Genomic DNA, 13576 nt, shown 5'->3' with positions numbered 1-13576 from the left:
AGTTGAAGAAGGACCCCAACATCAAACTGGCGACAGCGGCCGGCATGAACATCGGCATCCTGGCCTACAACACCAAGCGCCCGGCCCTGTCCAAGGTCGAGGTGCGCCAGGCCCTGGACATGGCCATCGACAAGGCGGCCATCGTCCGCACCGTCTACGGCGACGCCGGCGTGCTGGCCAGCAGCGTCATCCCGGCCGCCAACTGGGCCCATGACGCCACGCTCAAGCCCGTGCCCTACGACCCGGCCAAGGCCCRTGCCATGTTGCAGAAGGCCGGCGTGCTGCCACTGGACATCACGCTGTGGGCCATGCCGGTGGTGCGCCCCTACAACCCCAACGGCCAGCGCATGGCGCAGATGATCCAATCCGACTGGGCCAAGGTCGGCGTCAACGCGCGCATCGTCACCTATGAGTGGGGCGAATACCTGCGCCGCATCGATGCCGGCGAGCATGACGCTGCGCTCAGCGGCTGGAATGGCGACCCAGAGCCCGCCAACACGGCCGGCCAGCTCGCCTGCGGCTCGGCCAGCGGCAGCTTCTGGTGCAACCCGACCTACGACAAGCTGCTGGCCGAAGCCAGGCAAGCGTTGAAGCAGGAAGACCGCAAGGCCATCTACGCCAAGGCCCAGCGCATCGCGATGACGGAGCTGCCCTGGACACCCATCGCCCACGGGCGCTTGGCCGTGCCCGAGCGCGCAGCGGTCAAAGGCTTCATCCTGGATCTGGATGGCGGCATGTATTTCGACGGCGTGACGCCGCGCTAAACAAGGAAAACGAGATGAGTATCAAGAGCGACAAATGGATCCGCCGCATGTGCCAGGAGCACGGCATGATCGAGCCCTTCGAGCCCGGCCAGGTGCGCGAGCAGGACGGCCGCAAGATCATCAGCTACGGCACCTCCAGCTACGGCTACGACATCCGCTGCGCGCCCGAGTTCAAGGTCTTCACCAACATCCACAGCACCGTGGTGGACCCGAAGAACTTCGACGAGAACAGCTTCGTCGACATCAACAAGGACGTCTGCATCATCCCGCCCAACAGCTTCGCACTGGCGCGCACGATGGAGTACTTCCGCATCCCGCGCAATGTGCTGACGGTGTGCCTGGGCAAGAGCACCTATGCCCGCTGCGGCATCATCGTCAACGTGACCCCCTTCGAGCCCGAGTGGGAAGGCTATGTGACGCTGGAGTTCAGCAACACCACGCCGCTGCCGGCCAAGATTTACGCGGGCGAAGGCTGCGCCCAGGTGCTGTTCTTCGAGAGCGACGAGGTCTGCGAGGTCAGCTACAAGGATCGCGGCGGCAAGTACCAGGGGCAGGTGGGAGTGACGCTGCCCAAGGCATGAACTTGACAGCCCCTCGTCCGGTCTCGCGCCGCTGAACGCGGGCGAACCCAGCCGGTCCCCCAAGGGGACGGCGATGCTTGCGGCATTGAGCCACAAGCACATCGCCAAGGCGGGCCGGCTTGGGAGCGGCCCGGCACTCGGCCCGCAAAGGCTCACCCACCTATCACCGCCAGATATTGGACCAACCCGATCCGACCCGCCCGCATCACCCGCTTGTGATTCCAGCGAAACAAGGGCGCCAGCACCGGCGCCAGCCAGCGCAGGATGCCTGGCGGCAGGGTGACGCGCCAGACGAAGGTGACGTCGGTATGCCCGCCCGCCTCCGGCAGGGCTTGCTTCATCAGCCAGATGCCTTCCCCTGCCAGCGTGCCGCCCGCCCGGGCGCGCAGGCGCTCTTCGCGCAGCACTTCCGTCACCTCCAGCACCAGGTGCAGCCGGTAGCCCAGGCCGGTGCGGAAGGTGAGCTGCTGCTGGCGGCCCACGCCCTGGGCGTCGCCGTCGACGAGGCGTTTCACGGCGACGACCCCTGGCCACCACAGCGGCCAGTGTTCGGTCTGGGTGATGGCCTGCCAGACGCGGGGGACCGGCGCATCCAGGCGCCAGTGGCTGACAAGGTCAAAAAAGGCGACTTGAGGCATGCAAAGGGGATACGCCAGGCTACCCAGGGTAGATGCCTAGGTTTACGCTGCATCCGGAATTCTTACCGCTGCGTATCAGCCTTACATGACCTCGACCATCGCCACCCCCGCCCAGGCCCGCGCCATCCGCCGGCGCCTGCTGGAGCGCGTGGCCGACACCGACGACAGCCACCTGACCGTGCCCGCGGGTGCGGCCGGCTGGCAGCCTTTCGGCGACGGCGTGCAGATCAAGGTCTTGCATGAGAACGAGGGCATTCTGAGCTATCTGCTGCGCTTGGCGCCCGGCGCCCGGCTCGAGGCCCACCGCCACCCGGTGGATGAGGAATGCCTGGTGCTGGAAGGCACGCTCAAGGTCGGCAGCCAGATCGAGGTTGGCCCCGGGGGCTACCACCTGGCCCGCGCGGGCAGCCTGCACGCCAGCATCAGCACCGAGACGGGTGCCACCATCTTTCTGCGCGGCGCCGAGCCGCATGCGGACCAACTGTTGGTTTGAGGACATCACATGACCCTGCCACACCCCACCGAAGCTGTCGACGAGCCACCCAATGCGGCGCTGCTGTTCGACGACGTCGAGCTGCCGGACGCCGATATGGAAGAGGGCGGTGCCATCGAGGCGGCTGCCGCCAAGCCCGGCTGCCCGTCGCTGGACGATGCCCAGCTTGCCGCCTGGATCGAGGGCATCGTCGACCACGACGAGCGCGCGTTGCTGGCCCTGTATGAAGCGACGCTGTCGCGCGTCTACGGTCTGGTGCTGCGGCTGGTACGCCGCAGCCAGCTGGCTGAAGAAGTGGCCGAGGAGGTGTTTTTCCAGGTCTGGCGCCAGGCGCCGCGTTTTGACCCCGAGCGCGGTCGGCCGTTGACCTGGCTGCTGGGCATGGCCCGCTCGCGCGCCATCGACGCGATCCGCCGCGAGGCTCGCTTCCAGCATGAGGAGCTCGACGAAGAGAGCGTGCCGTTGTCGGCGCCCGCGGCCGAGTCCGGCGACGAGCTGCTGGCCGTGGCCCAGGGCCATGCCGAACTGCATCGCGCCCTGCTGCTGCTCAAGCCCCAGCCGCGCCAGCTCGTCGCGCTGGCCTTCTTCAATGGCCTGTCGCATGAAGAGATCGCCAGCCAGACCAGCCTGCCGCTGGGCACCGTCAAATCCCAGATCCGCCGCGCCTTGATCACACTGCGCGAGGCCTTGGGCGACACTGGCGCGCATGCGCTGCCGGCCTGAAGGGAGGACGCCATGACGACGCTGCCCCCTACCTCCAAATCCGCCCCCGAATCCAGCCCCGAATCCGATGCGGGTGACGACATGACGCCGTTGCTCAGTGAACCCTTTGCAAGCGCCTGGGCGGCCCCCGCGTCGCCCGGCCGCCTCGGTGAACGCCTGAGCGGCCGCCTGCAGCAATCGCTCGACGCCGAGCGCGGCATGGTCACCGTGCGCCGTCGCCGCACCGAGCCCGAGGCGCTGGCCGACGGCGTCCATCAACGCTGGCTCTACCGTGCCCCCGAGGGCCAGGCGTTGCGCCCGGGCGAACCGCGTGCGGCCCGCGTCATCGAGCTGCAGCCCGGCGCCCGCCTGGACCTGGCCGCTGCCGGCGCACGCGAATTCCTCGTCGTGCGCGGCAGCGTCGATGTGGATGGCGAGCTTCTGGGGCTGCGCGACTTCCTGCTGCTGCCCGCCGGCAATACGCCGCAGCTCGCCACCCGCGATGGCGCCCATGTCTTCGTGCGCGAGGCCGAGGGCCACGCCAGCGAGCGCACGCTGGTGCGCGACGCCGAGGCCGGCTGGCCCGAGTTCGCGCCCGGCATCCGCCGGCGCGTGCTGTGGGCGGGCGGCGGCCAGGCCGCGCTGCTCTACCGTGCCGACCCCGGCGCCAGCGTGCCCGTGCACAGCCACGGCCATGACGAGGAATGCCTGATGGTGCAGGGCGAGCTCTTCCTCGATGACGTCCTGCTGCAGCAAGGCGACTACCAACTGGCCCCCGCGGGCACCGGCCACCGCATCACCGAGACTGACACGGGCGTCATCATCTACGCGCACGGCGATCTCGACCTGCAGTTCACTTGAGCGGCATCAGCGCGGACAAGCCCGGTCTTTTCGGGCTTTATCCGGTCTTTGTTTTGCCGAGGCCCCGGCACGATGGCAGCCATCACAGCCAAGCTGTCCGAGGCCCGTCATGCTCATCCCGCTGCACCTGATCCCCATCCCCGCCGACGAACCCCGCGGCCTGGGCGACCCGGGTCATGCCTGGAGCGGCCTGAAGATCGCGCAGGGCGTCAATCTCGGCGACATCCGCGCTCTCGGCCTGACGGTGGCGGGCGCCACCAGCGGTCCGGTCAACAGCCGCGACCTGCTGCGCTTTGGCCAGCTGATGAACGATGCCGGCCTGGCCATCAACCCGACGCGCATGCTCTACGACCGCCAGTACGCCTACGAGCGCCTGGCCGACGGCCACGCCAGCGACCACCCCGGCCTGCGCGAGCTGGCGTTGGACCTGTTCGAGGCTTATCAATCCGCCGGCGAATGGATCGGTATGACGCATTGAGGGGCTGACCGTCCCCTGATCGCGGGGCTTCCCGCCAGCCGAAGCCTGCCTTTCCTCACCCCGGGGATTTGCCGCCCCCGAGTTACCCTCGCGGTTTCGTCTTTTTGCCGAACCGCTCCATGACACGTCACTCCCTTTCGCTGCTGGCCCTCGCGGCCCTGGCCGCAGCCACCGCCCATGCCGACGAAGGCATGTGGATGCCCAAGCAACTGCCGCAGATCGCCAAGAGCCTGAAGGCTGGCGGTTTGGCCATGGACCCGGCCAAGCTCAAGGATCTGACCGACTTTCCGATGGGTGCCGTGGTGTCGCTGGGTGRCTGCACGGCCAGCTTCGTGTCGCCCCAGGGCCTGGCGGTGACCAACCACCACTGCGCCTACGGCAGCATCCAGTACAACTCCAAGCCCGACCGCGACCTGCTGAAGAACGGCTTCTACGCCGCCACGCTGGCCGATGAACTGCCCGCCGCGCCCGGCAGCCGCATGTGGGTGACCGTGGACCTGAAGGACGTCAGCGCCGAGATCCTCAACGACAAGACCCGCGCCCTGACCGGCAAGGCCCGCACCGACGCCATCGAGGCGACCGAGAAGAGCCTCGTGGCCGCCTGTGAGGCCGACAAGGGCCACCGCTGCAACGTCTACGCCTTCTTCGGCGGCCTGCAGTACCAGCTCATCAAGCAGCTCGAGATCCGCGACGTGCGCCTCGTGCACGCGCCGGCCACCGGCGTGGGCCTGTTCGGCGGCGACGCCGACAACTGGGTCTGGCCGCGCCACACCGGCGACTACAGCTTCTACCGCGCCTATGTGGGCCCGGACGGCAAGCCGGCCGAGTTCAGCAAGGACAACAAGCCCTATCTGCCCAAGCATCACCTGAAGATGGCGAGCAGCCCCCTGAACGCCGGCGACTTCGTCATGGTGGCCGGCTACCCGGGCCGCACCGACCGCCACCGCCTGCCCACCGAGGTCGACTTCGCCTTCGGCTGGCAGCAGCCCACGCAGGCCCGCGTGATGGGCGAGGCCATCGACCTGATCAAGGCCGAGACCGCCGGCCGCCGTGACGGCGAGATCAAGATGGCCGCGCGCATGCAGGGCCTGCAGAACTACTACAAGAACCTGCAGGGCCAGCAGCAGAGCTACGACGGCAGCGACATCCTGGCCCGCAAGAAGGCCGAGTTCGACAAGCTCAAGGCCTGGGTCAACGGCTCGCCAGAACGCAAGGCCCGCTATGGCGCCGATGTCGCCGCGGCGCAAAGCCTGCTGGCTGAGCGCGAGGCCATCACGCGCGCCGAGCTGCTGGCCAATTTCATGACGCCCGCCCTGCTGACTTCGGCCCGCCAGCTCTACCTCGTGGCGCAGGAGCGCGCCAAGCCCGATGCCGAGCGCAAGTCCGGCTACCAGGAGCGCGACCTGCCGCGCCTGCGCGCCGCCCAGCAGACGCTGGACCGCCGCTACGACGAGCAGACCGACAAGCGCCTGGCCTCGCACTTCCTGGCCCAGTACCTGGCCCAGCCGGCCAACACGCTGAACCCGGCCTGGGTGGATGCATACGGCCTCAAGACTGGTCAGGACGAAGCCAGCATCCGTGCCCAGCTGGACAAGCTCTACGCGGGCAGCAAGCTCTCCGACACCGCCGTGCGCATGGCCTGGCTGGACAAGGACGTGGCGGCCTTCAAGGCCAGCGACGACGCMTTCATCAAGGCCGCCGTCGCGCTGTACGACGATGACCGCCGCCTCGAGAACCGCGACAAGGAACTCGGCGGCAAGCTGCAGAAGGCCTATGCCGGCGTGCAGCAGGCCATGATTGACTACCACGCCAGCCGCGGCGAGGCCGTCTACGCCGATGCCAACAGCACGCTGCGCATCAGCTACGGCAAGGTCGAGGGCCGCAACCCCGGCACCGACGGCAGCACCTGGACGCCGTTCACGACGCTGCGCGGCATCGTCGCCAAGCACAAGGGCCCCGACGAGGCCGGCGGCGAGTTCAACGCGCCCGCCGAGCAGCTCGCCGCCATCAAGGCGCGCAACTTCGGCAAGTACTACGTGAAGGGCCTGGACTCGGTGCCCGTGAACTTCCTGTCCACGCTGGACACGACCGGTGGCAACTCCGGCTCGCCGGTGCTGAACAAGAACGCCGAGCTGGTGGGCCTGCTGTTCGATGGCACGCTGGACGCGGTGATCTCGGACTGGAGCTTCGACCCCAAGATGGTCCGCAGCATCTCGCTGGACGCGCGCTACATGCTTTGGCAGATGAGCACGGTGGACAAGACGACGCGGCTGCTCGACGAGATGGGTGTGAAGTAAGCTAGCGCGTCCAATGCAAACCGGCCTCCAGGGGCCGGTTTTTCTTTGGCTTATTCCTTGGCCACCGCCTCCACCTGGATGCGCAGGTTCACATCCATCTTGAAGCCCCAGTCCTTGCCCGCGGTGAGGCCGAAGTCTTCGCGGTTGAACGAGCCCGAGGCGTCGGCACCACACCAGTCCCGCTTGAACATCGGGTGGGGCATGCACTTGAGCTGGTGGATGGCCAGCGTCATCGGCTTGGTCTTGCCGTTCAATGTCAGCTCGCCAACGAGCCGTGACGGCACGCCGCCTGTCGCGCCCTCGAAGCGGCCCTTGAAGCTGGCGCTGGCCGGGCTCTTCTCCAGGTTGAAGAAATCCTTGCCCTTGGCCCAGCCGTTCATGGCTTCCAGACCGAAGTCGATGCTGGCCAGGTCCATCTGCACGTCGACGCTGCCGCTGCCATTGGCCTTGTCGAAGACGATGGTGCCCGAGTTCTTCGTCAGCTTGCCGCGCCAGAAGGACATACCCATGTGGTCGGCCTCGAAGCTGGGGTAGGTGTGGGCCGGGTCGACGACATAGGTGGCGGGTGCGGCCTGGGCTAGCGTGGCGGCGAACAAGACGGGGAGCAGGGTCAGTCGGTTCATGGGAATCTCCTGTGAAGGGTGATGAAAGGCGCTTGCCTGACACTATGACGAAGCGGGCCGCGCGATTTCGACAGCAGCCTGCAAATTTCCCTGCCCCATGATCGCCCGTCTCCTCCTCACCCTGCTCGCGCTCGCCCTTGCTGCCTGTGCGCCCCTGAAGCCCCAGCCAACCGCCGAGAAGCGCTACAGCGCCGCAGAACTGCTGGCGTTGCGCCCGGCCGATTTCAGCTGGCCCGCCATGTCGACGGCGGGCGAACGTGCCCAGCGCGAGGCGGCCCTGGCCGACATCCGTGCCCGCATCGCCCTGCCGCCTGGCCCCGAGCGCGATGCCGCATTGCCCAGGCTCTTCGATCTGGTGGCCCAGTACAACCTGGAGATCGACGCCGCCCGGCTGCTGCTGCTGCAGGCCCTGCCGACTCTGGCCAGCCGGGACGTGGACTACCAGCGTGCGCTGCTGACCGCGGCGCGTGCTCTGTACGCGGCCCCGAACGAAGCTGCAGTGCAGGCCGCGTTGCAGCCGCTGCTGACCCAGCTCACGGCGAGCAAGCCTTTCGCCATCGCGGCCTACACGCTGAAAGCGATGAACCCCGGTTATGCGGAATTCGTCCGCGACCTCGTGCCCCGCCAGTTCCCGCAATGGCGCGACGACCCGCGGCTGGTGGCGCTGATGGACGACGTGGCCCCCGTGCGCATGGCCCAGCCGCCGCTGGCCGACCTGCTCGCCGCGCCGCTGCGGCCGGGCCTGCCCGTCATCTACAGCCTGCAACGCCGTGGCCGTGCCGACATGGGCCTCGTGCTGGTGCGCGCTGCCGATGGCCGCTTCGTGCGTGATGCGAGCGGCCGGCTCTTCGCCCAGCCGCAGCTTGCACTCTCGCGCAGCGGCCTGCCGGGCACCATCACCAACGGCAACACGCCGCAAGGCGTTTTCACTGTCGTCGGCGCTGGCACGGCCACCAATCCCAACATCGGCCCCACGCCCTATCTGCACAGCAAGCTGCCCATCGAGGCGACGGTGGCCGAGTTCGAGCACGCTGACCCCTCCATCGAATGGAGCGAGGCCGTCTATGAGAGCTTCCTGCCGCCGAGTTGGCGGGCCTATTCCGGCATCAAGGAAGCCTGGCTGGCCGGCCGCGCCGGGCGCGACGAGCTGCTCATCCACGGCACGACCCTCAATCCGGCCTACTACGCCGGCACGAGCTACTTTCCCGGTACGCCGCAGCAGGGCTGCATGATCTCCAACGAAGACTGGGACCCCGCCACTGGCCGCCTTCTTGCCAGCCGGCAGCTGACGCTGGCGCAGACCTATGCGGCCGCCAGCCCGCGCAATGACCTGGCGGGCTATCTCGTTGTCGTCGAGCTGGCGGGCGAGGGGGCCGTGAGCCCGACCGAGGCCGCCGCGCTGGTGCAGGCGGCCGGACGATGATGGAGACCGTATGCGAACCTGCGTGATTGCCGCCTTGGCTCTTGCTCTGGCCATGCCTTGCGCCGTGATGGCGAAGGACGCCGCTCCCAAGCTCACGCCCAGTGCCGATGGCCAAGAGCTGATCGACGCTGCCACCGGGCTGGCCTGGTCACGCTGTGTGGAGGGCAGGCACTGGGATGGTCGGCGCTGCGACGGCGAGATCAAGCTCTTCACCCATGCCGAGGCGCTGGTGTCGGCCCGCACGCGCAGCGAGGCCGAAGGCCGGCTCTGGCGCGTGCCCCGCGCGCAGGAGTTCAAGCGCCTGCCCGAACACATCGGCGGCAAGCAGCAAGCCGCCGTGCTCATGCCCGATGCGCCCAGTGGCTGGTACTGGACCAGCACCGCGCGCATCGAGAGCGAAGCCGTGAACACCTACAGCTACGCCAACGTGCAGCGCGGTACGACCGAGCGGCAGGTCGACCGGCTGTCCCCTCAGACGGGTTGGGTGGTGGAGCAGCCTGGCGGCGCGGTGCGCAGCAGTCCCAAGCGCGAGAAGCAGCTGGTGCGTCTCGTGCGCACGCTGGCGCCCTGACGGGCTCCTTCAGCGGGGAACTCAGGTAGGACGTGCCCGATGTGACGTTCGCCTCGCCGGTAAAGTGGTCGCCACCACGTTTTCCCGGTTCTGCCATGTCACTGCGTAGCCTTGCGATTGCGACGATTCTTCTTGCCGCACTCGGCCTGGTCTGGCAGAAGCAGGAACAGCTTCAGGCATGGCTGGGGGCAGCGCGCGCGTCAAGCACATCGGCACCGAGCCTCGGCGAGCCGTTGGTCGCCGCCCGCCCGGCGGCCGATGCCGCTACCTCCACGTCGGCCAGGTCCCGGCCGGCAGGCTTGCGCAAATGTGTCAAAGGCCAGCAGGTTTCGTATACGAATGTCGAGTGCCCGCCCGGCCACCAGGAGCTGGCCGTGACAGCAGCGCCCGTCAACGTGCTGCCGGCCACGCCGGTCAGCAAGCCGGCCGAATCCAGCAGCGGACCGTCGTCGCTTCACAAGGCGTTGGACCTGACGCGTGACGACACGCTGAGGGAGCGGGCCATAGAACGGGCAGTCAACGGGAGCCGCTGAAGTGGAGCAGCCGCCAGCTAAAGTCCCAACATGACTAGACAAGCTACCACCCCCCGTCTGGCCGGCCACAAGCTGGTCGAGGCACTGATTGCCCAGGGCGTCGGCACGGCCTTCGGCGTTCCTGGCGAGTCCTACCTCGCCGTGCTCGATGGCTTCCACGAGTACGCCGACAAGATCCGCTTCATCGCCTGCCGCCAGGAGGGCGGCGCGGCCTTCATGGCTGAGGCGCAGGGCAAGTTGACCGGCCGGCCCGGCATCTGTTTCGTGACCCGCGGGCCGGGCGCGACGAACGCCAGCATCGGCCTGCACACGGCCTTCCAGGATTCGACGCCGATGATCCTCTTCATCGGCCAGGTCGCCAGCGACCAGCGCGACCGCGAGGCCTTCCAGGAGGTGGACTACCGCCAGATGTTCGGCCCCGGCACGCTGGGCATGGCGAAGTGGGTGGGCGAGGTGCACGACGCCGAGCGCCTGCCCGAGTACGTGGCACGTGCCTTCCATACCGCCATGCAGGGCCGGCCCGGCCCGGTTGTGCTGGTGTTGCCCGAGGACATGCTGACCAAACCCATCACGGCGCCCGTGCTGCCGCCCGTGCGTCCCGCCGAAGCGGCGCCGACGCCGGCCGCCCTGGCCGAGCTGTGCGAGCGCCTGGCAGCGGCCAGGAAGCCTTTCGTTATCGCCGGCGGCGGCGGCTGGACGCCTGAGTCCACCGCCGCGCTGCAGGCCTTTGCCGAGGCGTGGGGCTTGCCGGTGGGCTGCGCATTCCGCTTTCAGGACCTGTTCGACAACCGCCATCCGCTGTACGCCGGCGACGTGGGCATCGGCATCAATGCCCGGCTGGCCGCGCGCGTGAAGGAGGCCGACCTCATCCTCGCCATCGGCCCGCGCCTGGGCGAGATGAYGACCGGTGGCTACACGCTGCTGCAGGCGCCAAGGCCCGCTCAAGCGCTCATCCACATCCACGCCGGTGCCGAGGAGTTGGGCCGCGTCTACACGGCCGAGCTGCTCATCAACGCGAGCATGAGCGCGGCCGCCCCGGCCCTGGCCGCGCTGACGCCGCCCGCCGACATCCCCTGGCGCGCATGGGCTGAGTCGGCCCATGCCGACTACGAGGCCAACCTCGTGCCCGTGCCGGTGGCGCCGCTGGACATGGCCGAGGTCATCCGCCTCATCGACGCCAAGCTGCCCGAGGGCACCATCYTCACCAACGGCGCCGGCAACTACAGCGGCTGGCTGCACCGCTTCCATCGCTACACGGCGCTGCACCGCGAGGGCCGCAGCCAGCTGGCGCCAACCTCGGGCGCCATGGGCTATGGCGTGCCCGCCGCGGTCGCTGCCTCATTGCTGCAGCAGGACCGCTGGGTCGTCAACATCGCCGGCGACGGCGACTTCCTGATGACGGGCCAGGAACTGGCCACGGCCACCGGCTATGGCGCCAAGAAGCTGCTCGTCGTGGTCGTGGACAACGGCACCTACGGCACCATCCGCATGCACCAGGAGCGCGAGTACCCGGGCCGCGTGTCGGGCAGTGACCTCTTCAACCCCGACTTCGCCCAACTCGCCGAGGCCTTCGGCTTCGTGGCCTTCAAGGCCGAGAGCACGGAGCAGGTCGGCCCGGCATTGGATGCGGCAATAGCGGCGGGCCGGCCGGCGCTGATCCACCTGCGGCTGTCGTCCGACGTCAGCACCTCGCGCACGACGCTGACCGCCATCCGCGAAGCGGCGCTGAAGGTCGGTCACGCTTGAGCTGACATTGCACGCGGCGGTGCAAAACGGCGCGACCCAAGAAAAAACGGCGGCCCGAAGGCCGCCGTTTTGGCGTGAGCTGATGCTCTATCAGGCGCGGCGACGGCGCACCAGGCCCAGGCCCAGCAGCGAACCGGCGACGAGTGCCAGGCTGGCCGGCTCGGGCAGCTGACGCACTTGTTCCTTGGTGCCGATCGTGAAGCTGTCGAAGGCGAAGATGTCGCCGCTGCCGACGGTCGACAGGAAGCGGACCCGGTCGAATTCTTCAGAGGCGTTGGAGGCGATCAGGCCGAAGTACAGGACGCTGCCGTCAGCGACGTTCTGCGCTGCGGTGGTGACGACTTGCGAGCCGACCACGACGCCGCCCTTGGAGAGTTCCAGCGTCAGGGTGCCGCCGAAGTCGCCCAGGTCAATGCCGTAGAAGCCGAAGGCTGCCAGGGAATTGGTGAAGTCCACTTGGAAGGGGCTGCCGCCACCGGCAGACACTTCCCAGTAGCGGGTGCCACCGGGGACAGAGTAGCGGCCAGCGCCGTTGGTGTTGCCGGCGGTGTTGGTGGCGACAGAGCCAGCGCCGTTCAGCGTGGCGGTGCCGGCAGCGCCGAAGTCCAGGGCCAGCGGCGCGCCGCCAGCACGGGTTTCGAAGTTTTCCGTGCCAACGCCGACGAGGTTGCTCTTGAAGCTGGTTTCAGCAGCCATCGAGTTCGTGGGAGCGACTTGTGCGCTGGCATTGCCGTTGTTGTCGACGCCGGTGAAGACGAGGTAGGCGTTGGCGCTGCCAGCGGCCATCAGGCCTGCGGCAAGTGCCACGGAGGTAAGGAACTTGGTCATCGAGAACTCCCTTGAGGGTTGCTGAAGATGCGGAAAAAACCGCCAGACAACCTCCGTTAGCACCACCCGTGCCAAGTTACCTAAGTCATTGTTGGTACACACTAATTCCTATTCACGGGTGTGTCCGAATGAAATGACTGTCAATGTTTTCGACATAGATATTCTAGGGGGGTGGGAATAAATGATGACCTTGCGCGGGCCAGCATACGGCCACGTCGAGCAGCGCGCGCGGGAGCGCGGCGACGACAATCCCGGCATGCCTGCCATCGACCTCCCACTGCGCGGCGAGTTCATCGAACTCGACAAATTGCTCAAAGCCACCGGCCTGGCCGACAGCGGCGGCCGGGCGCGCGCGCTGATCACGGCCGGTGAGGTCAGGGTGGACGGCCAAGTCGAGTTGCGCAAGACGGCCAAGATGCGCGCCGGCCAGCTCGTTGAGTTTGGCGGCCAGCAGGTCAGGGTGATCCAGGGGCCGAGCGGCGATTGACTCGGCCGTCATGACGGTGAGGCGTTCATCGTGCGAGCGGCCGACAACGCTGCCTGCGGGTTCGCCTCGCCCCCTGAACAAATGCCCTCAGGGATTGCCCGGCGTTGACCGTCAATCCCAAAAACGAAACACTGTTCCAACTGCTCGCTGAGCCGAAACCGCTGACCGGATACCGCCGGGTGGCCGGGGTTTCGTCAGCCGACGCAGTGCGAGGCGCCTGCTGTGCCCGCTCCCCTGTTTGACGCCCAAGCGAGCCGGTGCCGCGAGGGCCGAAGCGCCATCTCGGCCTGCCGCCGATCCCCCGTCCCCTGCCATTGCTGAAGCGCTGCGCGCCTGATCCCTGACGGGTCGGTGCCGGGCGGGCCTGCGCCTGCTTCCTTGCGAACGCTCGAGCCCAGGGGGCGGCATGCCCAACAAAGACAAAGCGCGCGCTGTACGAGCGCGCCAGGAGACATGCCATGAACCCAGTCCACCGAATCAGGGGGCTAGTGCCCCCCGTGAGCGGCAAAACGGCCGCAATCGAGGCGAAACGCGGAGCCAGGTTGGACACC

The 13576-nt window shown here is 67.9% G+C and carries 15 protein-coding genes; 12 read left to right on the top strand and 3 right to left on the bottom strand.

The features are described 5' to 3' along the window. Both ACXJKR_RS11170 and dcd read left to right on the top strand, forming a co-directional pair. Positions 1 to 764: ABC transporter substrate-binding protein (locus tag ACXJKR_RS11170; protein ID WP_457322902.1), on the top strand; the 764-nt coding region annotated here is incomplete at its 5' end. 14 nt (positions 765 to 778) lie between these two features. Then, positions 779 to 1345, top strand: a complete 567-nt coding sequence (gene dcd, locus ACXJKR_RS11165; RefSeq protein WP_056198009.1) for a dCTP deaminase — start codon at positions 779 to 781, stop codon at positions 1343 to 1345. 152 nt (positions 1346 to 1497) lie between these two features. Here dcd and ACXJKR_RS11160 read toward each other — a convergent pair whose 3' ends face one another. Further along, on the bottom strand, positions 1498 to 1983 hold the full coding sequence (locus tag ACXJKR_RS11160; protein WP_056198007.1) for an SRPBCC family protein: 486 nt from the start codon (positions 1981 to 1983) through the stop codon (positions 1498 to 1500). Between the two features lie 85 nt (positions 1984 to 2068). On the opposite strand from ACXJKR_RS11160, the gene ACXJKR_RS11155 reads away from it, so the two are divergent. The 5 genes from ACXJKR_RS11155 (at position 2069) to ACXJKR_RS11135 (ending at position 6814) form a co-directional block, all read left to right on the top strand. Beyond that, positions 2069 to 2476 carry a cupin domain-containing protein gene (locus ACXJKR_RS11155; protein ID WP_056198005.1) on the top strand — a complete coding sequence of 136 codons (408 nt, stop codon included), beginning with the start codon at positions 2069 to 2071 and terminating at the stop codon, positions 2474 to 2476. A 9-nt stretch (positions 2477 to 2485) separates the two neighbouring features. Beyond that, a complete protein-coding gene (locus tag ACXJKR_RS11150) occupies positions 2486 to 3199 on the top strand; it encodes a sigma-70 family RNA polymerase sigma factor (RefSeq protein WP_457322901.1) in 714 nt (237 codons plus the stop codon). Between the two features lie 12 nt (positions 3200 to 3211). After that, positions 3212 to 4039 (top strand): cupin domain-containing protein, encoded by an 828-nt coding sequence (locus tag ACXJKR_RS11145; RefSeq protein ID WP_056198002.1) that lies wholly within the window; start codon positions 3212 to 3214, stop codon positions 4037 to 4039. Positions 4040 to 4148: 109 nt separating this feature from the next. Continuing rightward, on the top strand, positions 4149 to 4517 hold the full coding sequence (locus ACXJKR_RS11140) for a hypothetical protein (RefSeq protein WP_056198000.1): 369 nt from the start codon (positions 4149 to 4151) through the stop codon (positions 4515 to 4517). Between the two features lie 119 nt (positions 4518 to 4636). Continuing rightward, complete coding sequence (locus tag ACXJKR_RS11135; protein ID WP_457322900.1) at positions 4637 to 6814, top strand: S46 family peptidase; 2178 nt, start codon at positions 4637 to 4639, stop codon at positions 6812 to 6814. Positions 6815 to 6864: 50 nt separating this feature from the next. Here the strand turns inward: ACXJKR_RS11135 and ACXJKR_RS11130 are convergent, their stop codons facing one another. Then, the gene (locus tag ACXJKR_RS11130) at positions 6865 to 7437 is read right to left on the bottom strand and encodes a YceI family protein (protein ID WP_457322899.1); all 573 of its coding nucleotides are present in this window, start codon (positions 7435 to 7437) and stop codon (positions 6865 to 6867) included. Between the two features lie 97 nt (positions 7438 to 7534). Between ACXJKR_RS11130 and ACXJKR_RS11125 the strand changes: the two genes are divergently transcribed. Genes ACXJKR_RS11125 through ACXJKR_RS11110 form a run of 4 tightly spaced genes read left to right on the top strand, consistent with a single transcriptional unit; the run spans position 7535 to position 11710 of the window. Beyond that, positions 7535 to 8860, top strand: a complete 1326-nt coding sequence (locus ACXJKR_RS11125; protein WP_457322898.1) for a hypothetical protein — start codon at positions 7535 to 7537, stop codon at positions 8858 to 8860. Positions 8861 to 8870: 10 nt separating this feature from the next. Next, a complete protein-coding gene (locus ACXJKR_RS11120; RefSeq protein WP_457322897.1) occupies positions 8871 to 9431 on the top strand; it encodes an Lcl domain-containing protein in 561 nt (186 codons plus the stop codon). A gap of 41 nt (positions 9432 to 9472) precedes the next feature. Beyond that, positions 9473 to 9964 (top strand): hypothetical protein, encoded by a 492-nt coding sequence (locus ACXJKR_RS11115; RefSeq protein WP_457322896.1) that lies wholly within the window; start codon positions 9473 to 9475, stop codon positions 9962 to 9964. Positions 9965 to 9994: 30 nt separating this feature from the next. Next, positions 9995 to 11710: a thiamine pyrophosphate-binding protein gene (locus ACXJKR_RS11110; protein ID WP_457322895.1), complete on the top strand. Its 1716-nt coding sequence runs from the start codon at positions 9995 to 9997 to the stop codon at positions 11708 to 11710. A 90-nt stretch (positions 11711 to 11800) separates the two neighbouring features. Here the strand turns inward: ACXJKR_RS11110 and ACXJKR_RS11105 are convergent, their stop codons facing one another. Further along, positions 11801 to 12538, bottom strand: a complete 738-nt coding sequence (locus ACXJKR_RS11105; RefSeq protein ID WP_457322894.1) for a PEP-CTERM sorting domain-containing protein — start codon at positions 12536 to 12538, stop codon at positions 11801 to 11803. Positions 12539 to 12794: 256 nt separating this feature from the next. Here ACXJKR_RS11105 and ACXJKR_RS11100 point away from each other — a divergent pair, with 256 nt between their 5' ends. Continuing rightward, entirely contained in the window at positions 12795 to 13025 is a 231-nt protein-coding gene (locus tag ACXJKR_RS11100) for an RNA-binding S4 domain-containing protein (protein WP_457322893.1), read from the top strand. Positions 13026 to 13576: the final 551 nt, after the last annotated feature.

The sequence above is a fragment of the Roseateles sp. P5_E11 genome (assembly GCF_054049355.1).
The sequence above is the reverse complement of the archived record's forward strand: the minus strand, read 5'-3'. Positions and strand labels throughout refer to the sequence as shown.

Excerpts from the sequence above, each read along its gene's own strand:
- ACXJKR_RS11160 (WP_056198007.1), bottom strand. The coding sequence starts at position 1,983 with ATGCCTCAAGTCGCCTTTTTTGACCTTGTCAGCCACTGGCGCCTGGAT.
- ACXJKR_RS11140 (WP_056198000.1), top strand. The coding sequence starts at position 4,149 with ATGCTCATCCCGCTGCACCTGATCCCCATCCCCGCCGACGAACCCCGC.
- ACXJKR_RS11150 (WP_457322901.1), top strand. The coding sequence starts at position 2,486 with ATGACCCTGCCACACCCCACCGAAGCTGTCGACGAGCCACCCAATGCG.
- ACXJKR_RS11125 (WP_457322898.1), top strand. The coding sequence starts at position 7,535 with ATGATCGCCCGTCTCCTCCTCACCCTGCTCGCGCTCGCCCTTGCTGCC.
- ACXJKR_RS11155 (WP_056198005.1), top strand. The coding sequence starts at position 2,069 with ATGACCTCGACCATCGCCACCCCCGCCCAGGCCCGCGCCATCCGCCGG.
- dcd (WP_056198009.1), top strand. The coding sequence starts at position 779 with ATGAGTATCAAGAGCGACAAATGGATCCGCCGCATGTGCCAGGAGCAC.
- ACXJKR_RS11120 (WP_457322897.1), top strand. The coding sequence starts at position 8,871 with ATGCGAACCTGCGTGATTGCCGCCTTGGCTCTTGCTCTGGCCATGCCT.
- ACXJKR_RS11100 (WP_457322893.1), top strand. The coding sequence starts at position 12,795 with ATGCCTGCCATCGACCTCCCACTGCGCGGCGAGTTCATCGAACTCGAC.
- ACXJKR_RS11145 (WP_056198002.1), top strand. The coding sequence starts at position 3,212 with ATGACGACGCTGCCCCCTACCTCCAAATCCGCCCCCGAATCCAGCCCC.
- ACXJKR_RS11105 (WP_457322894.1), bottom strand. The coding sequence starts at position 12,538 with ATGACCAAGTTCCTTACCTCCGTGGCACTTGCCGCAGGCCTGATGGCC.
- ACXJKR_RS11130 (WP_457322899.1), bottom strand. The coding sequence starts at position 7,437 with ATGAACCGACTGACCCTGCTCCCCGTCTTGTTCGCCGCCACGCTAGCC.